The sequence below is a fragment of the Candidatus Uhrbacteria bacterium genome (assembly GCA_016699205.1).
In the GTDB taxonomy this organism is placed as follows: domain Bacteria; phylum Patescibacteriota; class Patescibacteriia; order 2-12-FULL-60-25; family 2-12-FULL-60-25; genus CAIXDN01.
In genome coordinates this window covers 436,247-458,583 of record CP064964.1, presented here as the reverse complement: position 1 = coordinate 458,583, position 22,337 = coordinate 436,247, and the positions used below count along the sequence as shown (strand labels likewise).

The following is a 22,337-nucleotide window of genomic DNA, read 5'->3' as shown; positions in this document are numbered from 1 at the left end:
CGGACCAAGATTGCTTCGATTCCTCGCAATGACAAGCCGACTTGCCCCAATCCCACTAGCCCGATAAGGTCTGCCCAATCTATGGCTTGGGCGCATTTGGAAGGCCCGGGCGCACCCGACACGGCCTGCGACCTGGTTACCGCTGCCATCGCCGATGAATATCTCCGGCGCGATCCTGCGTCTCTTTTAAATATCCGTGTTTCCGGCGGTCATGGCGTGCTTTTTGTGGCTGGTGAAGCCAAATCCCAAGCCGATTTCGACGTCGCCGCCGTTGTTCGCCGCACGCTCGGCCAAATCGACGCCGGCCTCTCTGCCGAGCCATTCATCGCCATCGAACCGATGATTGATCCGCCGCTCTTTGGCGACCGCGATCCGCTTACCGTCTTTGGCTACGCAACATCTGAGACAGATTCAAGACTTCCTCGCGAGGTCGAGCGCGCTCGGCACATTCTTCAGGCGATAGAAGTCCGCCGCCTCATGGACGCTGACTGGTACTGGCTCGGCTCCGACTACGCCGTCTTTGCCGGCGGCATTCGCGGGAAAGAAGTCGTTATTCGTCTCGGTCATGCCGATGTGGCATCGCCAGAAGAAATTAAATCGCGTCTCCTGCGCGTTCTGCCGGAAGTCGATGCAAATGATTTACGCGTTGTCGTCGCCCACGCAAAAGCTAATGGCGGTCTCGCTAGCCGCATTGGTTCATCCGGCCGCAGGCTTTCTCCATACGGACGCAAACTCCCGCCAACGCCATCCGGCAACGGCCATCATCTCGCGCATCCTTCAAATCTTGGTGCATGGTATGCGCGAGCTGCGGCCCGTGAACTCGTGGCGGGAGGATTTGGAAAAGCGGTTCTCGCAGAACTCGATTACACGCCGCATGAATCCAAGCCCTCGGCGATGCGTGTCCGAAATGAAAAAGGGGAGGACCTCCGTTCCCATCTCGACCTCGCGCGATTTGATCTCGAGCATCCGCCGATCGGCTGGGACTCGCCAAAACTTCTCGTCGAGTCGATACGCGTCTCCTTTGACAGTACGCTCCGATTGCCGTGGGAGTTGTGATAGACTCGTCAAACTATGAAGAACGCCTCAAAAATGATTCTCCCAGCGTTACTCGCAACAACGCTTCTCGGAGCCGGTTGCGGACAGGCAGAGCCTGAGACGCAAGGAATGAACGGCGACACCGTCGCCATGCAGTACGCGGCCAGCCAAGGCCAGCCGCCAGCAAATACCAAAGTCGATCCACCCGCCGAGTCCGGCCAAGCCCCGTCACCATCAGATGCACCAACTCCAACTACTCCTGTAACACCAACACCTATGCCTGAAGCTCTCGCTTTTCCTGGCGTCATGGACGCTCAAGAAGTAAACAAGAAAGTCCGTATCAAAACCACGCTCGGCGACATCGTTGTCCAGGTCGATCCTGATCAAGGTCCAAATGCCGCTTCCAACTTCGTCTATCTCGTAAAGAAAGGTTTCTACAACGGCACGATTTTCCACCGCGTCATCCCGGGCTTCATGATCCAAGGCGGCGACCCGACCGGTACGGGCATGAGCGGTCCTGGCTATCAGTTCAAGAACGATCCGGTAAAATCTCCGTATAGCAAAGGTATCGTCGCTATGGCCAACGCTGGCCGCGACACCAATGGCTCGCAATTCTTCATCATGGTCGATAGCGTCGGTCTTCCGCCAGACTATTCTGTCTTCGGTCGCGTCGTTGAAGGTCAAGACGTCGCCGACAAAATCTCCATGACGCCGCGCAACGGAAACGATCGTCCAAATACGGAAGTAAAGATGGTGAGCGTGACGATTGAGTAATCAAAACAAACAGCAAAAAGAGCTCCGTACGGAGCTCTTTTCAGTCTCAAGGAGAGCATTGACAAAACGTATATTTTGATATAAACACGACAGGCACACAGTGCAAGGAGGTCGCATGACGAGCCCGACTCTCATCCATGCAATGGCGGAACTTGCGGCACGTTTGCCGCTGTCGTCAGAGTCAGGCGTGATGGACGAGGAGCATCACCGCGTTCACGTGACCTACAAGCTTCCAAGTCCCGAGGTGCTGAAAAGCAGGTTCGAGAACTTCCACATCGTAGAAGTGAGGAGAACGTTCCATCGCTCCTGTGTGAACCTTCATCAAAGGCCACGGGAACTCACCTTCTGTCTGGCAAAGATCCCTAGTCGATTCCAGCGTCAAACCCTTTGGACAAATCTGGACGACCTTGCGGTGTATTACGGCTCGCTAGGCTACCGATTTGCCATCGATCTAGAGGGTGTCGATTTCGCCCGCGCAGTCAGGTTGCCTTCCGACAATCAAGCCTACGTTGTCGGCACGTTGAGGGCTTTTGGTCGCGTCGAGGCGATGAGTATCTGCTACGCACTGTCTAGCCGCACAGACCAAATGTCGATAGGTAGTTCGTACATCGACATCGGAGATTGTCGTAGCTCGATGATGCGCATCCTGCTGGTCCGTCAACCCTTCTGAATAGCTGAGAGCCCTCATCTCGTACCCGTGAAAACGGTCGCGAGTGAGGGCTTTTGTAGAAGACGGTAACCCTTGACAAGACCAGTATTTTCTTATAAAGAACGACAGTCCCTTTGATGGTTGAGTGAGGAAAGGAAGGCGTCTATGAGTAGTGGTTTGAACATGCACAGTGTGGTCAAGCTCGAGTCGGATCGCAAGCCGCTCGCCAAGGATCGGTTCCGCACGAGTGAGCGCAAGACGCTCGCGCGCAAGGACTTCGTGAGCAAGGGATCTGATGCGCTCATCAAGAGCCTCAGCTTCTACATCACGCAGCGCAGTCTCAAGAATGATGTGGCTCGCGCTCAAGTGATGCGCGAGTCCGAGCAGCACACGCAAGAGCTCGGGGACATCGCGATCGAGTACGCGCTCTCGACGGGAGAATCGCTTCCAGGTCTGGCGGATGGTATGGATGCGCCTTCGATCAAGCAGGTGGCGCACCTGAGCACGCTCATCCTCGAGACGCCCAAGGCGAACCTCCGCACCATGCGTGCGCTCGCCGACAACCTCGGCTTCGTCCTCATGCCCTTCGAGTATCTCGATCCGGCTGCGTACCGGGACGAGCCCGCCGTCACCAAGAATGCGATCAGGGCATTCGATAGCTCGCTCGCGTCCCGCTTCTCTGTCTACGCGCTCGCTCCGGTCGGCTACTACAGCTTCGAGCGGCATGTCGCCTCCTCGAGCGACCTCCCGCTGCGCGCGCCCAAGGGCCACGAGCAGACCTTCGCCGCGCTCGACATGGTCATCCCGACCATCCGCACCCTTCAGAGCGGCATCTCGAGTCTCAAGGCAGGCGTCGAGCAGATGGAAGGACAGCTCTCGCAGATGAAGAGCGCTCTCCAGCGGCTCGAGGATCGCATCGAGCGCGAGCGCACGGAGCGTGTCGCTCAAGAGATGCGGTCCAAGGCGGTGGAGCAGGAGCGGCGCCATCGCATCGACGAACAGCTCGAGCGTGAATACGAGCGCGCGCGCCGAGTGCTCGATCCAATGCTCTTTGCCCTCCCCAAGGGAGAGTCCATCGAGGACGATGGCATCGCGCTCATCGGTCCGTGCTGGGGTCCCGATCTCGACAACATCATCATCGCGGGCCTCAAGCTCCAGCAGTACTCCGGCCAACGCAAGGCCATCGAGAAGACTCTGGCCAAGCTCCTCGCCCCCTGAATCCGCGAACATCTGAAGCCCCGGTCCGAAGTACTTCGGACCGGGGCCTTCATTTTTATACGGAATCGTTGATCAAACCCCTGTTTCAAGGTACGATCGCCCCATGAATAAACGTGTTCAAATCGGTGTTTCTGTCGCGATTCTCGCCGTAATCGCACTCGCTGGAATGGCCTATCTCTGGCGCGGAAATCTGCGCGATTTAGCGTATCACTATTCCCGCCCAAATCTGCCTGCCGCGATCCCGTACATTCCTCCGACCAGCACTGCGCAAGCTACGACAACAACTCCATCAACTAAGCCGGCAACAAAGCCTGCGACGAAACCGGCAGCACCGACACCCGCCCCAACAACGAATCCAACCAGCCCGGCAGAAATTAATTTGTCTGTTCCATTCTTGCTCCAAGCGCCAAAACAAAACTGGGTTCAACCATTTGAGGACGCCTGCGAAGAAGCCTCCCTCATCATGGTCGATGCCTACTACGATGGACGCAAAACAACCTTTGGTCCCGATGAAGGCGTCAAAGCCATTCTCGATGTCGTTGCCTACGAAGACGAGACCTACGGTTATAACAAAGACACAACCTCGGAAGACGTGATGAACACCGCCAAGAATTTCTTCAACCGTCCAAATATAGAAATCATCGAGGCGACAGAAGCCGATATCAAAGCCGCGCTTGCTAAGGGCTATCCGGTCATTGCACCAGCACACGGCAAAGCGCTCTTGAACCCCAACTTCCGTAACGGCGGACCGGAATATCACATGCTCGTCATCAAGGGTTACACCAAAGACGGCCAATGGATCACCAACGACCCTGGAACGCGCAACGGCCCCGACTATCTCTATCCAAAACAACGCCTGCTCGACGCCATCCACGACTTCAACGCAACGGACATGAAACTCGGCCGCAAAATCGTCATCGTCATCAAGCCATAATCCCTATGCCAAAAGCCAAAACCACATCCAAAAAAAGGATTGAAGACAACGGAGCTGGTTTTCGTCTCTCCGGTTTTCTGATTATTGTTCTCTTTGCCTCATTCGGCCTTGTTTGGCTCTGGTTGCAATTACCAAAGCGCAGCGAGCAGCCGGCTCCGCGCCCGCCCGTCGTCCAGCCTTCGGAAACGACAAATCCGGCCAAGATCTCCTGCAATGAGTCGGGTGGTACTTGGATTGATTGCGGTTTGCCGGCAGGCTGTAAGCTCGGTGAACCTTGCGATCAAGTCTGTGTACCGCAATGTTTGGCAAAGTCGGAGCCGATTGTTCAGCCTCAGCCAGAACAAACAACGCCAATTCGCGAACGCCCAACAGGCATGACCTGTGACGATCGTAACTTCATCTGTGTCGATCCTGCTTTTGCGTCCCAACAGCTCACGAGCCCATTCGTTGTACAAGGCACGGGCATCGCTTTTGAGAACACCATTAACTGGCGTTTGCTCGACGGAAACGGGGGAGTGCTTCAGCAGGGTTTTGTCACAGCTAATGCACAAGAAGTCGGACAAGCCGGACCATTTGAGATCCGTCCATTTCTCTTGCAGGTTCCAAAAACAAGCACGGGCACGCTCGAGGTTCTCGAGTACTCGGCGGAAAACGGCTCGCCGATTCACGTCGTCAAGATTCCAGTCCGTCTGCCGACGCTTTCGATGAAAACCAAGTTTTTCATGCCATCCGGATCAACAACCGACTGTTCGGAAATGTCGCCAGTTGAGCTCGACGTCACGCGTTCCGTGCTTCCCGTTGAAACAGCTTTACGTACGCTCCTCTCTGTCGGTCCGACCATGAGCTCCAAGCGTTCCGCTATTCCGCCGGACACCAAACTTGTTACATTAAAAGTTTCAGGAGGTACGGCAACGGTCGTCCTAAGCTCGGAACTTGGTAACTACGGCGGCGGTTCTTGCAATGTCGCCGCGATCCGCGCGCAAATCGAGCAGACCTTGAAGCAATTCCCATCCGTCCGTAACGTTGTCATCTCACAAGAGGGCAAAACACCGGAAGAATCTCTTCAGCCATAACCTATGGATAGCCTCCTTCTCGTTGGTGCCGTTGCCGGAATGTCAGCCGGAGCCATCATGACATTTCTTTCGCATATTGCTCCGCGATTAGGGGCCGGAAACTTCATCCGCGACATTGACCAACCGCAATTATTTGGCCGCGAAATCAGTCGTCGGGAAGCGCATCTTCTGGGTATCTTGGTTCATCTCTGTTTGTCGCTGATTTTTGGCTTACTCTTTGCTCACTTAGTCGATAAGCAAATCGTTTCCGGCTTTGGTTTTATCCCAATCCTGTTTTACTCGCTTGCCCTCGCCATATTTACCGGTCTCGTCATCATGCCGATCGAGGGTCACGGCCTCTTTGGCCGCAAGCATGACAATTGGTTCATGGTCGACGTCATCCTGACGAATATTTTTTGGGGCTTCATCTACTTTGGTCTGGTTGGCTTATGGATGGTCGCATGAAGCCTTGGCGTTTGGTGTTTTGCATCGCCCTCGGACTCGCGCTCGGGGGCGTATTTGGTATCTTGATCGCCCGCTTCACACCAATTTGTCCCGTTGTCGATTGGATCAATGTTATTCACATTCCCGGCCTCTCGACTTCCACCGCCCCCGTCACCCATGGTGGCTTGGACACGCCAGAACAAAGAAATATCCGTCTCATTTTTGTTGGCGATATCATGCTCGACCGCACGGTGAGGGATCGCATGCGCGTTTCCAAAGATCCTGCCTACCCATTTCAAAAATTACCATCAGCTTGGTTTGAATCATTTGATTACGCCGTCGCAAACTTGGAAGGACCAGTCACGGATCTGCGCCGTCCACCGGAAAAAACGATCGATTTCCAATTTGATCCGTCGGTGATCCCTGTTTTGAAAGAACAAGGCCTCGACGCGTTCTCTCAAGCCAACAATCACGCCCTCGACCAAGGCAATCTCGGCTATGAAGATTCCGTCCATCGTCTCCGTGGCGCCGGCTTCCTTGTTTTTGGCCACCAAGTAAAAGATGATGCGATTTCTCTCGCGACAACCACGCTTCACGCGACACGCCTCGCGTTTCTTGGGTTTAACAACACGGATAACCCCGTCGATCGCACGGCCGCGCTTCAGTCGATCGAGCTCGCCAAGCAACAGGCCGATACCGTGATCGTCTACATGCATTGGGGCAACGAGTATCGCGACAAACCGGACGTCTCAAATGTCGAGCTCGCCCATTGGTTTATCGATAACGGTGTCGATATCGTGATCGGCGCACACCCGCATTGGGTTCAGGGAATCTCGAGCTACAAAGGCAAGCCGATTGTCTGGTCGCTGGGCAATTTTGTTTTCGATCAAGACTGGTCGATTGGAACGCGACAAGGGATGGCCGTTGAGATCGAGCTCGGAGAACGCGTCATCATCAAGCCAATCCCATTACAGATCGATGCAAGCCAGCCGCGCATCGTTGAAGGGGAGGAACGGGCTAAGAGACTCGAGGCTTTGGTAAAAATTTCCGATAAAGAGCTGGCAGAACAAATCCGATCTGGTGTGCTAACCTTTTCGCATGCAAGTACTGACCGTTAGCCAATTCGTCACCTATGCCAACGATACCTTCAAAGCGATTTGGGACCCGACCCTCGTCGCATTGGAAGGAGAAGTAAGTGAGTTCCGTGTCTCGCAAGGACAATGGGTGAATTTTAACGTGAAAGACGCCGATGCCCTCGTCTCCGTCTTTATGGTTCTCGGAAAACTCAACCTCCCGCTCGCCGACGGCATGCGCGTCCGCCTCTACGGTTTCCCGCGTATCTATCCCAAGTACGGAAAATTCTCCTTCAGCGCCGATCGTGTCGAGCTCGTCGGTGAAGGCGCCCTCCAAAAAGCCTTGGCGATGCTACGCGCTAAACTCGAGGCTGAAGGCTTGTTTGATCCGTCTCGAAAACGCCAACTTGCTCGCTTCCCGCAACGTATCGCCCTCGTTGCTTCGCGAGAAAGCGCTGCATACGGCGACTTCGTACGCATCGTGGAAGAACGCTGGCGCGGTCTCGAGATCGATCTCTATCACGCGGTCGTCCAAGGCGAGAAAGCGCCGGACTCCGTCGTGAACTGCATCGAACGCGCACAAAAGAACGGACCATACGATGCTATTGTCATTACACGTGGCGGCGGTTCGCTCGAAGAGCTGATGGCTTTTAACGATGAACGTGTCGTCCGCGCCGTCTACGCATCAAAATTCCCCGTTCTCGCTGCCATTGGTCACGAGCGTGATACGACGTTGGTAGAAGAAGCTGCCGATGTCCGCGGCTCAACGCCAACCGACGCCGCCCGCCGCCTCGTTCCCGACCGCCGCGACGTTCTCTACGAGATCGCCACACTCGAGCAGGGGATTGGTGAATCGCTTTTGCAAAAGATCGACGACGGCCGTGAAATCATCGAGCGTGCGACGTTAGGAGCCGAGCGATGGCTCGAGATATTCCGTCAGCGCGTTGCCTCGCTCTTGCGACTCGTCTCTTCATTTAATCCGGAAGCAATTCTCAAGCGCGGCTTTGCCATCGTGCGCGATACGCAGGGAAATATTCTCTCCGCCGTCGCCCAATTGAAGCCAGGTATGCCCATTACGATCGGTTTGCGCGATGGCGAGACTGGTGCCATGATTGAAGGGAAGCAAGGAAAACTCATCTAAATTATGGCTAAAAAGAAATCAGATATCGACTTTGCCAAAGCCTTCGCCGAGCTGGAACAGATTGCTTCCTGGTTTGAAGAAGGGGAGCCCGATCTCGATGAAGGAATGAAGCGCTATGAGCGCGCCTCAGAGCTCGCCAAAGAACTCAAGGCAAAACTCGATGAAGCAGAAAACCGCATTAAAGAAATTAAAAATTCTTAACCATACAAACATATGATTCAACTCATTGCCCGTTTGGTCCTGACCGCGCTCGGCGTCATGCTCGTCGCGTACTTGGTTCCCGGTGTCGCTGTCGCCAGCTTTTGGGTAGCGCTCATCGCCGCTTTGATTATCGGTCTCGTGAACGCTTTGGTGCGTCCGGTCCTGCAAGTCCTCGCCCTTCCGATCACGATCCTGACACTCGGCTTGTTCTCGCTCATTGTGAACGCTGCCTGCTTTGGTCTCGCTGCTTGGTTGGTACCTGGTTTCACGGTTGCTGGCTTTGGTCCGGCCTTCTGGGGAGCCTTGGCCTTATCGATCTACGGCTGGCTCGTAAACGTCCTTATTACCGACGGAGCCTAAGCCTTGACGGACTCGGCGGCTTTGGCTAATCTTGGGCCAACGATCGCTGAGTCCTGAGAAAGCAGGGGTCACCAAGACCTAAATCGTGTCGCGAGAAATCGCCCACGGCCCTGCCGAGGCCCGCGCAACAAAGCCTAATTTTAGGGTTTGAAGCACGACCACAGGACATAGTCTCTGTGGTCGTTTTGTTTAACGGCAGTCCGTTAACCAAGTAATTCAAGTCTTTTTATTCGGTTATGCCCAAAACACGTTCTCAAAAGTCTGAGGCCGTAGCCGGTCTTGTCTCCGCCCTCAAAGGCGCCAAGTCCGCTGCCTTCTCGGATTACCAGGGAATGTCGGTGCAGAACATCACGGCGTTGCGCAAAAAGATGCATGCCGAGGGCGTGGAATATATTGTCGCCAAGAAAACCTTGCTGACGATTGCCGCCAAAGAAGCTGGCTTCGACGTCAACTTCAAGTCCCTCCCAGGTATGCTCGGCGTTGCCGTGGCGACGAAAGATGAGATGGCTCCGTCCAAGCTCATCGGAGACGCCGGAAAAGATCAGCCGATCAAATTGGTTGGCGGTATCTTTGACGGACAGGTAGTCGACCAGGCCTACATCACGCAGCTCTCCAAGCTGCCATCCAAGGCCCAGTTGCTCACCCAGCTTCTCTACGTCCTCAATGGTCCTGCTGGTGCGTTTGCCCGCCTTCTGAACGCTTACCGCGAACAGAAAGAAGCTGGTACGCCCGCCCCGACTCCCGCTCCTGTCGCCGAAGCTCCAAAAGCCGAGGAAGCTGCCGCCCCTGCGGAAGCTCCAAAAGCAGAAGAAGCTCCTGCCGCAGAAGCCCCAGCTCCTGAAGCTCCGGCTCCAGAAGCCGCGCCTGCTACCGATGCCCCTGCCGCCTAATCCCAACAACGTATCCACTTATTATGTCTGAAATGAAACAGGTCGAAGTCCCGGCCAAGTTCCAGGGACTCGTCGATTCCATCGAGAAGTTGACGGTCATCGAGCTCGCTGAACTCGTGAAGCTCCTCGAGGACAAATTCGGTGTCTCCGCCGCCGCTCCGGTCATGATGGCCGCTGGCGCTGGTGCCGCCGCTGCAGAAGAGAAGTCTGTCTTTAACATCGAGCTCGCTGAAGCCGGTGGAAACAAGATCGCCGTGATCAAGGTCGTTCGTGAAATCACTGGTCTTGGCTTGAAGGAAGCCAAGGACATGGTCGACGGCGCCCCAAAGGTCATCAAGGAAAACGTCGCCAAGGCGGAAGCCGAGGAGATGAAGAAGAAGATCGAGGAAGCAGGTGGAAAGGTCAACCTGAAATAATCGACATAAAAACGCTCCCGAGAGGGAGCGTTTTTGTTTTACTTCGTTACGCGCAGGCTTTGAATGATTTTGATGGCTTCTGCGTCCGTGAGCCAAGAGTTAGAACTCAATCGATACGTATAGTTTCTACCCACCGCTAGCCAGATGTTAAGCCCGCCACCAAGTCCATATTCAATTCTATAACTATATACGGCTAATCCATTTATCGTGCGCTGTCTGATAGATGAATCGGAGGTTTCAGATCCGGTAAGCTCTATACGAGCGCCTGCAAGTGCAGCAGCGGTCGTTGTCGCGGCAGAGATTCGAAGACCTGAGTCACGCGCCTCACCACCTTCGCCCCCCACAGATGGGCCAAACGAGATCACATCCTGTTCTCCATCAAACTGAATTTGAACCGGAGGACAATTCGTTGTTCCCCAAGAAAAGTTATATGGGACATTAAATAAAACCGAGGTCTTCGGATCTCTGTAAGGAATATACGTCTCGGCTGCACCCGGCGCAGCTTCAGAGTCGGGAGCGTAGCACTCCTGGTCAAAGTCATAATTACCGGATTGAGTGTACCCAGTACTGCTAATAGGCCGCGTCTCTAAATCTTTCTGCAGTCGGCTCAGATCTCCTTCAAGTACAGCGACTTGTGCTTCAAGCTCGCTCTCTCTCATCGTCTGGTTCGATTGCCCGTCCTCATTTCCCATACCAGCTGGCTTCAACGTATTCACATCGATATTCCCAAAAATCGCACACACAAGTGCGACATTCGCGAGTACCAAAATCCAGAAAAGCATCCAATCGCGTAATCGCAATCGCTCGCGTCTCACGGTTGTTGTTTCTTTCTTTGCAGTAACTTTTCTTTTTGTTGTGACGGCCATATTGTTTATTGTCACTATAATACACGAAAAAACTCGCCGAAGCGAGTTTTTTCATTTCTTATCTGATTATTCGGCCGCTTCCAGTGCCGTCACTGCCTGATCCAAATCTTGTTTGATCTCGGCGATATCAGCAGCAGCATCATAAGCTGGCAAGTTCAGCAAAGGCTGAATAGCCGATGTAAACGTCGCGACGATCATGATCATGGTACAAAACACGAGCGACCAAAATCCGATCCACATCGTCAGCGAGAGAGTCGGCTTGGCTGGACTCGCTTTCTTTAAAGAGCTTTTTATTTTCTTTTGCATAGCTTCGGGGAGTATATCATAGTCACGCATCATAATCATACTCATAAACAAGAACGGCCCTGGGTGGGGTCGTTTTTGTATGATGTGTGACTCTGTTGCGTGATTATGGAAGCTCCACCTGCCAAAGCTTGTTTCCATCAACAACGTAGAGCTTTTTCCCGACCTCATCGCCGTAAACCGCTGTCGGCGATGTCCAACTGTCCGAGACGAGCTGCGCTACCAATCGTCCATCTTTTCTGTAGACGAGGACGCGCTTACCTGCCGGATCCGAGACAACGACGCGATCCGTTTCCGCCGCCGTCCAGATACCGGATGCGCTCTGCAGCGGAGGATCAACCGTGACAACGCTCCAGCTCTCCTCGGCACCCGAGAGGTATCGTCGGATTGAACCATTCTTCCAGGCGACGTAGACATTTGAGTCGATGGCCATGCCTGCTGCATCCGACAGCGGCGAGGAATTCTGCTTGAGGTACGCCTGCTCCTGGGCAACGCCTCCTCCAACCGGCGCATAACGCCAGATCATATTGGCGAGCGTATCGAGAACGTAGAAGCGGCGTCCGTAAAGAACGAGTCCTTGTGTGCTCGAGGCCTTATTCGTCCAACTGGTCGAGAGGTAGGTACCAGCGGCCGTATCAAACGAAAGCATGGTTTTAGCTTCCGTAATCAAGTAGAGACCGCTCGCACCCGCTGCCACCGATGTAATACGCGCCGTTCCATCGGGAAGTCGATAGCGCTTATTCTCTTTATTAAGAGGATTAACCTCGACCAAGCTTTCTCCTGCCAAATCCATCACATAAATCTTGCCGTCTTTGAAAGCGGGGGAGATGAACGAGCCATCCGGCGCTCCAAGCGATGCGGTTGCAAGTTCGATCGGCGCAACCTTCTGCTCGCGCTTAAGTTTAAGAGCCAATTCCTGTAATTCGTTGCTCAAGCCTTCCTTCGCTGCTTTTCGATCCGCCGTCTTATCATCCAATGTACCAAGTAGGTTCTGTGCCTCCGCCATCAACGATCGCGTACGCTCTTCATTTCCATAGACGAGATCGCTCTCAGCACGTGTCTTTTTATCCGTTGCCTGATCAAAGACAGCATTCCAAAGCTGCTGCTCGGCTGTAAATTTCTGGCGTGAATAGAACCAAGCACCAATACCACCCAAAACAAGCAGGATCGCAATCGCAATAAGTAACGTGCGCTTTCGATCCGCGCTCAAAATGCTGCCATGTCCGGCATTCATTCCGCGCATACTCGCCATGGAAACCGGATTCTTTGTTCTTGGCGATTTAGCCGCCTGCGATCTCCGGCTAACCGTGTCCCGAGCGCGTGCCCACAAACCAACCAAGGTCATGGCTGGTTTTGGCGGTGAAATAGAAGGGGAGAGGATCTCTTCCGTCTTTTTCTCTTCAGAACGCATCTTTTCTACCGAGTTCGTGCTCTTTGGTTCATTCGTAACCACGGCCTCGACCGGACGAGTGGATGTCGCCACCTGCGCAACCACGACGGCAGCAAAGTCATCCGGAATGCCACGGCGTTCCAACTCCTGCTTGATCTCAAGGGCGGCCGTAATCGGCGGCAATTCTTTCAGCTTCGCAACCATGCCGAGCTCGCCGCGCAGACGTTCAAAGTTATTGGTTCCAAGGAACATCACATCGCCATTGCGTAGATCGCCGCACAAGATCGATGCAAACGGTTTTCTTGGATCGATCTCCGCCGGCATGTCGAGTGAGCCAAGCAAATCAAAACTGCGGAATGTGCCATCAGCCTGCTTCTGCAAAAAGATATTCGAGAGCTGTCCGATGCCGGCAACGCATACGCGACCCTCAAACACCTCGACGATAAACAAGTTTACGCGATGCCAAGCGAGCTCGCTCGGTTCTCGTTCCACAAACTCGGCCACCGCTTCATTCAAGCGCTCGACCAGCTTCTCAAAACGCGCCATGGAGTCGATACCGGTTCCGGAGAGAAGAGTACGAGTCTGCTCCGCTGCCGCGTTCAGCGCGTCAAGGAGTTGTTCATAGGCGTACAAGGTCGATGAAATGTCCGCCAAGATAAGCAGGGTCGGACCCTTGCGACCTCCAGATTCCGAGTCATAACGGAACAATCCAACGATCCGCTCATCAGCGGCCGCTTGGCTTACCTCTATCTCGGCGATGCGTAGGGGATATTCCATGGTATTTCCTCGCAAAATCGAACGGGAATAGGTCGAGTATACGGGCAATAGTTCCGGCTCGTCCAGACGCCTTTCCGGACAATTCCTTGCCTTGTCAAGCGGTGAGTACTCGGGCATGCTTATGGGGTCTGTATGCTTGAACACCTATTTGGATCACGGACTCGGGTCAAGTTATTGAGCCTGTTTCTCCGCCACCAGGATGAGCCGCTTTTTGTGCGCGAGATCACCCGCCGCGTCGGCACCCAAATCAACGCTGTGCGTCGCGAGCTTTCCAACCTCGTGAAGCTTGGTTTGATCATGGAAGTTGTCGAGGGAGAAGAATCCAAAGGCAAACGCCAGCCAGGTCTCAAGAAGAAATATTATAAGATCAATCCGACCTTCAAGCTCCTGCCGGAAATTTCCGCACTCATCATGCGTGCGCAGATTTTGCTCGAGGGCCGTCTCGACCAGGAGATCCTCCGTTTGGGCGATGTCCGCTACCTCGCCTTCCTTGGTGTCTTCCTCGGAAAAGCCAAAGCCCCGGTCGATCTCTTTATCGTTGGCACGGTCGACCAGAATAAATTGAAAGCGCTTGTCGCCGCTTCCGAGAAATCGCTCGGCTACGAAATCAACTTCACCGTCATGTCGCCGGAAGAATTCCGTTACCGTAAAGACATGACAGATAAATTCTTGTACGGAATTCTCGAGTCGGCCAAAAATGTCGTCGTCGATCGCTTGAACGAACGCGATCACACGGCTTAATCGGTATGGCCTGGCTCTTTCTCGATACGCACGCGCCTGGAGAAGCGCGTTTTGCGATCCTGGAAGACGGAAAGCTCCCACAAATCACCTCAATCCAAGGGAGAACGGTTGGTCTTCTGCCTAAACTCGCTAAAACCATGGGTAACAAGGGCTTAAAGAAGATCGAGGGAGTCTGTGTCGTTGCCGGACCCGGGTCATTCTCATCCGTCCGCGCCGGAGTCCTTGATGCCAACATGATCGCGCGCCTGCTGGATATCCCACTGATCGGTATCACAGTCGATGAAGCTCATGATCTTCCAGTTCTCTCGCATCAGCTCACGGCTGGAATCTGGAAACAGAAAGCATCCTCCTACGTCGCACCCATTTACGACAAAGAGCCCAACATCACCATTCCCAAGAAACCATGACACGCACTCGCTACCAACGCTTCCTGGAAATCATCCCAGGAGCCCTGGTCTGGACCACGCTCATCTTGTCCGTGGTTCTGTCTTTCGCGAAGCCGCTTTGGATGGTGTATATCATTATTATCTTTGATCTGTACTGGCTGCTCCGCATCATCTATTTTATTCCATTCCTCCTCTGGTCTTGGTGGTTGTATCGCTTAGCCTTGAAGCGCGATTGGCAGCACGACGCCTCATTCCTTCCGGGCTACGACGGCATCCGTCATCTTGTCTTTCTTCCGACGTATAAAGAAGAGAAGGGCGTGATTCGTGAAACCCTTCACTCGCTCATGCGCTGTTCCTACCCAGCCAAGCGCATGATTATCGTGCTCGCAGGTGAAGAGCGTGACGCAGAAAATTTCCAGTTCATCGCCAATGACCTCGTACCGCAATTTGCCGAGCATTTTGGCGGTCTTCTGACGACCATTCATCCCAAAAACCTACCCGATGAAATCCCGGGCAAGGGCTCAAACTTGAATTGGTCGGCAAATCAGGTTGTTCCTAAGCTTGTTGCCGAAGGTCTTGATCCGGAAAAAACGATTGTCTCGTCTTTTGATGTCGACACCATCGTTCACCCGCAGTACTTCTCGGCGCTGACATGGCATTATCTTACGGTTCCAGAACCGACGCGCAGCTCCTATCAGCCTGTTGCGCTCTACAATAACAATCTTTGGGAATCTCCGGCCGCGGTCCGCGTTGCTATGTTCGGTACAACCTTTTGGCTGATGACCGAGCTCGCACGTCCAGAGGGCATGATGACCTTTTCTTCGCACTCGATGTCGCTCCGCATGCTGATGGATGTTGGCTACTGGGTAAAGGATATGGTCTCGGAAGATTCGCACATCTTTCTTCAGGGTCTCGTACACTATCACGGACGTTATCGCGTGACTCCGGTACATTTGCCTGTCTCGATGGATACCGTGATGACCGGAAAATACGTTCCCGCTCTCGGCGCGCTCTATAAACAGCTGCGTCGCTGGGCTTGGGGCGTGGAAAATTTTCCCTACATGGTGGAGGCTTTCAGCAAAGACAAGGAAATGCCGTTTCGTACCAAGTTTTGGTGGCTCTTCAAACAAGTGGAAGGCATGTACACCTGGGCGACAGCTCCATTCATCGTATTGATTCTCGGCTACCTTCCATTCTGGGCAGCACCGGAACAGCTCCGATCATTTGCCGTCTTCCAAAACACGCCATTCACGCTCGAGTGGCTTATGCGTCTCTCGATGGTCGGCTTGTTTGTATCGGCCGGTCTCGCGCTGACACTGCTCCCGCCTCGTCCAAAGCACTACTCGCGCCCATACGCTGCATTGATCTTCACGGCTCAGTGGCTTCTTTCGCCTGTGACATTCGTCATCTTCGGTGCCCTACCAGCTCTCGATGCGCAGACGCGTCTCATGTTTGGAAAGTATCTTGGTTTCAACGTTTCACAAAAGCGTAAAGTCGATTAATCCTATGAGCACCACCAAACGCGTGTCCGTACACGTGGCTTCCGACGACCTCGGAACGCGTTTGCCTGCCTTTTTAGAAAGTCTATCTGCCCAGACCTTCCATGACTGGCAAGCTGTAGTCGTTGATAACAGCGGCACCCGCTCCACGCCGACCGAGCCTCCGGTTTACGTATTACGTAATCTGCGTCCGCAAAGTTTGTCCCGTTCCATGTCGCAGGCGATGGAGCTGGCATCTGGTGCGGAATTTTTCATCATGTCCCGCGGCGATCTCGTCTTTGCGCCCAACATGCTTCAAGCAATGCTTGATGCATTTCAAAAAGACGAATCGCTTATTTTTGCCTGGCCTTCCTTGGCTCGCGCCTCGTATGATCCGGATTCAACAGAAGGAGAGCTCCTGCTCAGCGATGACCGCGTGATGCCAACTCGGCCAGAAGATCTCTCCGCTGCCTGCGTCATGATCCGTGCTCAGGATATCGGTTCGCTCCGCCCTGATCCGCGTCACGGCAAGGACTTGGCGATACAGGATTTTCTCTGGAAGTTCTCGCAAACAGGGGCCAAAGGTCGTCAGATTGAAGAAGCGATAGCATGGCTACAGCCCGGCGCAACGCTTGCCAGCCCGGGCTTTTTGCGGTATTGGACGTGGGTATGGACCAGGCGCGCACCCCGCTCGTAACCTTCGTTACGGTGAACTATAAGACTCCTCACCACATCCGTCAGTTGTTTAAGGGTGTTGAGGAGGCGGGTTTTCGATTTCCTTTTGAATACATTCTGGTCGACAACGCCTCCGGCGACGGCACGATCGAGATGGTTCGCGAGCGTTTCCCTTGGGTACGCATCGTTGAGAGTCCGGCCAATATCGGATACGGAGCTGGCAACAATCTTGCTCTCGCAGAAGCGCGTGGCGAGTACATCCTCCTTTTTAATCCTGATGTCACCGTATTTCCGGGCGAGGTAGAAGCTTGGCTTGAATGGATGCATGTTCGTCCTGATGTCGGCATTAGCGGTCCGCGCATTTTGAATCCCGACGGCTCCGATCAGGAATCCTGTTATCGTTTCCCGAACTTGCTCACCCCGGTTCTCCGCCGCACATTTTTGGGTCGATTCCCAACCGCCCGCAAATCCCTCGACCGCTATGTCATGAAAGATATGGACCGCGCTCTCGAGCAGGATGTCGACTGGGTACTCGGCGCCGCCATGCTCATCCGTAAAAACGTCCTCAATAACATCGGTCATTTTGATCCGCGCTTCTTTATGTATTTTGAAGAAGCGGATATCTGCCGCCGCGCTTGGTCCGCCGGTCATCGCGTTACCTACGCCCCGGTTTCACGCTTCATGCACTATCACGGACGCGAGAGCCGCATCCGTTTCCCATGGGAATTCATCACCAATAAATTGGCGCGCGTGCACCTCGCGAGCGGAGTCAAATATTTCTTGAAACATCTCGGTTCCCCCGATCCTCGCTCAAAAGCGGTATAATCAACCCATGGACTTCAATGTAGCTGATTTGCCGTGGAAACGCGTGGCTTTAGGCGTGGGCATCGCTCTAACGATCGCACTCCTGATTATCGTCTCGCCAGTGATCTATGGATCTCTCGTCGCGGGTGGTGCAGCCGTAAGTTTACAGAGTCATCTGCGTGGCGCTGTCGCCGATGCAGGCGTCCGTGATTTTTCTGCTGCCGAGAGCGGACTCATTGCTGCTGAGAATGACCTGTCCAATATCCGCGGCGGCTTGCGCGCGATGGGGAATTGGCGTGAAGCACCTTGGATCGGCACGCGGCTTAAAGCCTTGGAGCAGGTCGAGCGTTCCGGCTCATCCGCGATCTCCGGCTTTCGTGAAATGCTGAGCGTCGTTGCCGATATTCAAGAAGCTGTCGATACAGCTGGTATTGTTTCCGGTGTCTCTGTCGATCCCGGCCGTTCCTATCAAGATCTTTCTCGTGAAGAAAAACGCGCCCTCTTTGAAAATCTGAACGCCGCTCTTCCGCGTCTGCGATTAGCACGTGAAAAAATCACCATCGCCGCCGATGCCTGGAAGAATGTTCCGCAAGACGAGTTATTTTCACCGATCCGTTCCGCCATCGTCCCGCTTGCTGACCGCTTGCCTGAGCTCGATGAATCGCTCGGACAAGGTTTGAGTTTGCTCGAGTGGATTGTTCCTTTGTCCGGCTTTCCAGAGGCAAAAACCTATCTCGTCCTTCTCCAAAACGCCGACGAACTCCGCCCAACAGGTGGTTTCATCGGCAATATCGGACTTGTAACGGTTGATGCTGGCGATATCAAGAGCATTGAATTCGAGGACGTTTACGCCTTGGACAATCTCGTCACCGATACCTGGCGCGACGTTCCACCCGCCCTCATGACGCGTGAACTCGGCGTACGTGCTTGGTTTTTGCGCGACTCCAACTGGTCCCCGGACTATCCGCAATCAGCGGCGCGTTTGATTGATGTCTATCAGCGCATGAGCAAGCAGGGGAGAAATATCGATGTCCGTCTCGATGGTGTCATCGCCCTTCAGCCAGAATTTTTCCGTCGACTTTTGATACTCACCGGCCCGCTGACCGTCGAGGATCAGACATTCACCGCCAATGATTTCTTTGACCAGCTGCAATTTGAAACGCAAGTCGGTTTTCACCAAGAAGGCCGTCCAACAGAACAGCGTAAAGATATCGTGCGCAAGCTTGGCGATGTCTTGATTGCGACATTGCTCAGTTTGCCGGCCAATCGATGGCCAGATGTCCTCGATGTCGCAACCGTTTCACTCGCGCAAGGCGACATGCTCGTCTATGCAAAGGATGAAGCCGTGCAAGAGATTCTTGATCTGCGCGGCTGGAGCGGCCGCACCATCGGTACAGAGGATGATTATCTCTGGGTTATCGATGCCAACCTCGCCGCGCTAAAAACCGACGGCGTCATGGACAAGCGCATCTTCTATTCCGTCGATTTCACCGATCCCTCGGGCCCCGTCGCCACCGTCCGGCTGCGCTACACAAATACGAACCGCATTTTTGATTGGCGCTATACGCGCTACCGCGCTTACACCCGCGTCTACGTTCCGGAAGGGAGCGAGCTTCTCTCATGGGCCGGCATCTCCAAAAACCCCGACGTTTTCCGCGAACTCGGCAAACAGGTCTTCGGCGCCTTCTGGGTGATCGAACCGGGCAAAACAGGAGAGATGGTCTTCAAGTATCGATTACCGGCTCGCATCGCCACCATGGCAGGAGGAGATTCCTATCGATTTTTGGCCCAAAAACAGCCTGGCGCAGAACGGACATTGACCCTGGACCTCTTGTTCGGTAAGAACGTACAACGAGCCGCGCCTCCGGAAGATGAATCCGACTTTGGCGACACCCGCTATCGGTACGAAGGTGCTTGGATTGAATCGCAGCCTTTTCAAATTACGTTCTGATATGTTTGGAAAAAAAATTGGCATCGACCTTGGTACGACCACGGTACTCGTCTATATTCCCAAGAAAGGCATTATCATTAATGAGCCTTCCGTGGTCGCCATTTCGATTGCCGATAAAAAAGTGCTAGCTGTTGGCAAAGAAGCAAAGGACATGATCGGCCGTACGCCAGACTCGATCGTCGCCAAGCGTCCGCTCAAAGACGGCGTCATCGCCGACTATCGCACAACGGAAGCCATGCTCCGATATTTTATTAATAAGGCTCTCGGCGGCGTCCGCTTGTTCCGTCCGGAAGTCATGGTCGCCGTTCCCGGTGGAATTACTTCCACGGAACGCCGCGCCGTCATCGACGCCACCATCTCCGCCGGCGCCCGCGCCGCCTACATCATCAAGGAACCCGTCGTCGCCGCCATCGGTGCCGACATTCCGATCGGCTCAGCTTCCGGTCACATGATTATCGATATTGGCGGAGGAACATCGGAAATCGCTGTTATTTCTTTGGGCGGCATTGTTGCATCCTCATCTGTTCGCATCGGTGGAAATAAACTAGACAGCGCGATCCAAGAACATGTCCGCCGCAAACACGGGCTCGCCGTTGGTGAACGTACCGCAGAAGAGATCAAGATTAAAATCGGCTCTGCACTTTATCTCGAGGACAAGCTTGAACTCGAAGTAAAAGGCCGCGACATGATTTCTGGCTTGCCTCGCATCGTAAACGTCACCTCAGACGACGTCACCGACGCCATTCAGCATGAGCTCCAAGGCATCGTCGATGCCATCAAAGACGTGTTGCGCGCCACTCCGCCAGAACTCTCGGCAGACGTCATGCAAAAGGGGATGGTTCTCTCCGGCGGCTCCTCCCAGCTACGCAATCTTGATCGACTTTTTTCAGAAGCTACAGGCGTCCCAGCCTTCGTCGCCGACAACCCGCAGCAATGCGTGGCTAAAGGTACGGGTATCGCGCTCGAAAACCTCGAGCTCTACAAGCGCAGTATTTTCTCCAACTAAGAAAACAGAAAAGCCGCCTCCGAGCAACGGGGCGGCTTTTATTTCCACCGGAGGCGGAAACACTCAGTAGGCAGTCAGGCTGCAAAACGGTTGTTGGCCATCGGACGCTGGCAGATATCGACCTGCATCCAGCTTTCGCCGTCGTGGAAGTCGAGCACGTACTCGAGCATCCGGCTATTCAAGGTGCGCGAGATCAGCTTCCTTGTTGGGAAGATGACCTTCATCATATGCGGGAAGCGTCTGAAGTCCTCGTACTTGAGAAACGCGACCGACGTATCCGACCTGGATACATGTGTACGAAAAGACTCGATCCACTCCGGCACATGCTCGCATGCCACGGGCAACGCTGCCTCGATGTGGTGATGCGTGTAGACCAAGGGATATGTGCCGGGCGCAATGGTGCTCAAGACGAGCTTGTCGACTTGTTCCGCTGGAAAGAGGCAGATGTCTAGTGCCATCAGAATAGTCGGGATCAGGTCATCCGGCGTTGAGAACGTGTACCGGACGCCGCGGTTGTCTTGAAACAGCTTTTGATAAAGTGCGTCACTCATCAGAACCCCCAAAACGAGCCTCTATCAAACCGAGAATCAAGGGTTTTGTCAACCATGTTCAATGTTCTATGCTCAATGTAAAATGACACAATGCTCATCGGTATTGAAGCTTCGCGTGCTAATCGACTCCAAAAAACCGGTGTCGAGTGGTACGCCTATCGCCTTATTCAGGCGATGAAACAGGATCCTATGCAGGATCCCCATGCCTGGATGATGTATTCCAACACGGCGCTATCGATGGGGCTCGAGCGCACGCCATCCAACTGGCATGAGCGACGTCTCGCTTGGCCGCCAAAATATCTCTGGACCCAAATCCGTCTCTCGCTCGAGATGCTCTCCAAGCCGCCGGAAGTATTATTTGTTCCCGCGCATGTTCTTCCGCGTTTCGCTCCCAAGCGCTCCGTTGTTACTGTGCACGATGTCGGCTTTCATAAGCATCCGGAACTTTATAAGCCGCGCCAAGTTTCCTATCACGAGTGGTCAACCAAAGACATCGTAAAATCCGGCTCAAAAATCATCACGGTTTCCGAGTTTTGCAAACAAGAAATCATGGAAGGATACAATGTCCCAGCAGAACGGATCACGGTCACGCCGCTTGGAGTCGATCATGAAACGTACAAGCCGTCTTCCGCGGAAACAATTGCCGCGATGCGCGTACGTCTTCAAATTCCCGAACCGTACATCTTGTTTGTTGGTCGGCTTGAAGCCAAGAAGAATGTTCTCGCACTTGTCGAGGCTTTCAAACGCCACAAACAGTCCCGCGGTCTTGGCGATCCGCTGCATCTCGTCCTCGCCGGTCTCCCGGGTGAAGGCTTCGATGCCATTCATAAAGCCATCGCCGATTCCGGCTTCGCCGAATATTTCCATATCACGGGCTACATCTCGGAAGCGGACAAAGTCGCCCTGCTCTCGGGTTCACTCGCATACGTTCAGCCGTCTTTTTACGAAGGCTTTGGTTTGCCTCCGCTTGAAGCCATGGCTTGCGGCTCTCCCGTTATTTCATCCAGCGCCGCCTCGCTTCCAGAGGTCATTGGAGAAGGGAATGCGCTATTCTTTGATCCGCTCGATGTAGAAACGCTGCAAGCGCACATCCAAACCATGCTCGAAAATCAGGAAACACGTTCTCTGTTGCGTGAACATGGCCTCGCCTGGGCTCCTCGTTTCCGCTGGGATAAGACAGCCCGTCAAACCTTGCAAACGCTGACAACGTGGTAGAATCCCG

Annotated in this window: 25 protein-coding genes; 21 read left to right on the top strand and 4 right to left on the bottom strand. The window is 54.0% G+C overall.

The features are described from left to right. The first annotated feature begins 81 nt into the window (after positions 1–81). The 13 genes from IPH19_02280 to rplL all read left to right on the top strand — a co-directional run bounded on the left by IPH19_02280 (position 82) and on the right by rplL (position 10,187). Positions 82–1,056, top strand: a complete 975-nt coding sequence (locus IPH19_02280) for a hypothetical protein (GenBank protein QQR61267.1) — start codon at positions 82–84, stop codon at positions 1,054–1,056. Between the two features lie 285 nt (positions 1,057–1,341). Continuing rightward, complete coding sequence (locus tag IPH19_02275) at positions 1,342–1,809, top strand: peptidylprolyl isomerase (GenBank protein ID QQR61356.1); 468 nt, start codon at positions 1,342–1,344, stop codon at positions 1,807–1,809. A gap of 142 nt (positions 1,810–1,951) precedes the next feature. After that, positions 1,952–2,479 (top strand): hypothetical protein, encoded by a 528-nt coding sequence (locus tag IPH19_02270; GenBank protein ID QQR61266.1) that lies wholly within the window; start codon positions 1,952–1,954, stop codon positions 2,477–2,479. 156 nt (positions 2,480–2,635) lie between these two features. Further along, positions 2,636–3,676, top strand: coding sequence for a hypothetical protein (locus IPH19_02265; GenBank protein QQR61265.1), 1,041 nt, complete (start codon positions 2,636–2,638; stop codon positions 3,674–3,676). A gap of 103 nt (positions 3,677–3,779) precedes the next feature. Then, positions 3,780–4,610 carry a C39 family peptidase gene (locus tag IPH19_02260; GenBank protein ID QQR61264.1) on the top strand — a complete coding sequence of 277 codons (831 nt, stop codon included), beginning with the start codon at positions 3,780–3,782 and terminating at the stop codon, positions 4,608–4,610. Positions 4,611–4,615: 5 nt separating this feature from the next. Continuing rightward, positions 4,616–5,683 (top strand): GerMN domain-containing protein, encoded by a 1,068-nt coding sequence (locus IPH19_02255; GenBank protein QQR61263.1) that lies wholly within the window; start codon positions 4,616–4,618, stop codon positions 5,681–5,683. Positions 5,684–5,686: 3 nt separating this feature from the next. Further along, positions 5,687–6,127 carry a hypothetical protein gene (locus IPH19_02250; protein ID QQR61262.1) on the top strand — a complete coding sequence of 147 codons (441 nt, stop codon included), beginning with the start codon at positions 5,687–5,689 and terminating at the stop codon, positions 6,125–6,127. Continuing rightward, a complete protein-coding gene (locus IPH19_02245; protein QQR61261.1) occupies positions 6,112–7,224 on the top strand; it encodes a CapA family protein in 1,113 nt (370 codons plus the stop codon). The genes IPH19_02250 and IPH19_02245 overlap by 16 nt, the downstream gene beginning before the upstream one ends. Then, positions 7,205–8,320 carry an exodeoxyribonuclease VII large subunit gene (xseA, locus tag IPH19_02240; GenBank protein QQR61260.1) on the top strand — a complete coding sequence of 372 codons (1,116 nt, stop codon included), beginning with the start codon at positions 7,205–7,207 and terminating at the stop codon, positions 8,318–8,320. Before IPH19_02245 ends, xseA begins: the two co-directional genes overlap by 20 nt. Positions 8,321–8,323: 3 nt before the next feature. Continuing rightward, entirely contained in the window at positions 8,324–8,521 is a 198-nt protein-coding gene (xseB, locus tag IPH19_02235) for an exodeoxyribonuclease VII small subunit (protein QQR61259.1), read from the top strand. Positions 8,522–8,533: 12 nt separating this feature from the next. Beyond that, positions 8,534–8,881, top strand: coding sequence for a phage holin family protein (locus tag IPH19_02230; protein ID QQR61258.1), 348 nt, complete (start codon positions 8,534–8,536; stop codon positions 8,879–8,881). Between the two features lie 236 nt (positions 8,882–9,117). Continuing rightward, the gene (locus IPH19_02225) at positions 9,118–9,771 is read left to right on the top strand and encodes a 50S ribosomal protein L10 (GenBank protein ID QQR61257.1); all 654 of its coding nucleotides are present in this window, start codon (positions 9,118–9,120) and stop codon (positions 9,769–9,771) included. A gap of 23 nt (positions 9,772–9,794) precedes the next feature. Next, a complete protein-coding gene (rplL, locus tag IPH19_02220) occupies positions 9,795–10,187 on the top strand; it encodes a 50S ribosomal protein L7/L12 (protein QQR61256.1) in 393 nt (130 codons plus the stop codon). 38 nt (positions 10,188–10,225) lie between these two features. Here the strand turns inward: rplL and IPH19_02215 are convergent, their stop codons facing one another. From IPH19_02215 to IPH19_02205, 3 genes are all read right to left on the bottom strand, one after another. Beyond that, positions 10,226–11,053, bottom strand: coding sequence for a hypothetical protein (locus tag IPH19_02215; GenBank protein ID QQR61255.1), 828 nt, complete (start codon positions 11,051–11,053; stop codon positions 10,226–10,228). Between the two features lie 66 nt (positions 11,054–11,119). Then, positions 11,120–11,359, bottom strand: a complete 240-nt coding sequence (locus IPH19_02210) for a hypothetical protein (GenBank protein ID QQR61254.1) — start codon at positions 11,357–11,359, stop codon at positions 11,120–11,122. Positions 11,360–11,462: 103 nt separating this feature from the next. Then, positions 11,463–13,523: a hypothetical protein gene (locus IPH19_02205; GenBank protein ID QQR61253.1), complete on the bottom strand. Its 2,061-nt coding sequence runs from the start codon at positions 13,521–13,523 to the stop codon at positions 11,463–11,465. Positions 13,524–13,655: 132 nt separating this feature from the next. Here IPH19_02205 and IPH19_02200 point away from each other — a divergent pair, with 132 nt between their 5' ends. From IPH19_02200 to IPH19_02170, 7 genes are read left to right on the top strand one after another with little or no spacing between them, the layout of a single operon-like run. Next, positions 13,656–14,264, top strand: a complete 609-nt coding sequence (locus IPH19_02200; protein ID QQR61252.1) for a winged helix-turn-helix transcriptional regulator — start codon at positions 13,656–13,658, stop codon at positions 14,262–14,264. A 5-nt stretch (positions 14,265–14,269) separates the two neighbouring features. Continuing rightward, positions 14,270–14,671 carry a hypothetical protein gene (locus tag IPH19_02195; GenBank protein ID QQR61251.1) on the top strand — a complete coding sequence of 134 codons (402 nt, stop codon included), beginning with the start codon at positions 14,270–14,272 and terminating at the stop codon, positions 14,669–14,671. After that, positions 14,668–16,152: a glycosyltransferase family 2 protein gene (locus IPH19_02190; protein ID QQR61250.1), complete on the top strand. Its 1,485-nt coding sequence runs from the start codon at positions 14,668–14,670 to the stop codon at positions 16,150–16,152. Before IPH19_02195 ends, IPH19_02190 begins: the two co-directional genes overlap by 4 nt. Positions 16,153–16,156: 4 nt before the next feature. Further along, on the top strand, positions 16,157–16,825 hold the full coding sequence (locus IPH19_02185; GenBank protein QQR61249.1) for a glycosyltransferase family 2 protein: 669 nt from the start codon (positions 16,157–16,159) through the stop codon (positions 16,823–16,825). Beyond that, entirely contained in the window at positions 16,798–17,628 is an 831-nt protein-coding gene (locus tag IPH19_02180; GenBank protein QQR61248.1) for a glycosyltransferase family 2 protein, read from the top strand. The genes IPH19_02185 and IPH19_02180 overlap by 28 nt, the downstream gene beginning before the upstream one ends. A 7-nt stretch (positions 17,629–17,635) precedes the next feature. Continuing rightward, entirely contained in the window at positions 17,636–19,558 is a 1,923-nt protein-coding gene (locus tag IPH19_02175) for a DUF4012 domain-containing protein (protein ID QQR61247.1), read from the top strand. 1 nt (position 19,559) lies between these two features. Beyond that, the gene (locus IPH19_02170) at positions 19,560–20,564 is read left to right on the top strand and encodes a rod shape-determining protein (protein QQR61246.1); all 1,005 of its coding nucleotides are present in this window, start codon (positions 19,560–19,562) and stop codon (positions 20,562–20,564) included. A gap of 74 nt (positions 20,565–20,638) precedes the next feature. Here IPH19_02170 and IPH19_02165 read toward each other — a convergent pair whose 3' ends face one another. Beyond that, positions 20,639–21,115, bottom strand: coding sequence for a hypothetical protein (locus tag IPH19_02165; protein QQR61245.1), 477 nt, complete (start codon positions 21,113–21,115; stop codon positions 20,639–20,641). 90 nt (positions 21,116–21,205) lie between these two features. On the opposite strand from IPH19_02165, the gene IPH19_02160 reads away from it, so the two are divergent. Beyond that, positions 21,206–22,330, top strand: a complete 1,125-nt coding sequence (locus tag IPH19_02160) for a glycosyltransferase family 4 protein (GenBank protein ID QQR61244.1) — start codon at positions 21,206–21,208, stop codon at positions 22,328–22,330. Positions 22,331–22,337: the final 7 nt, after the last annotated feature.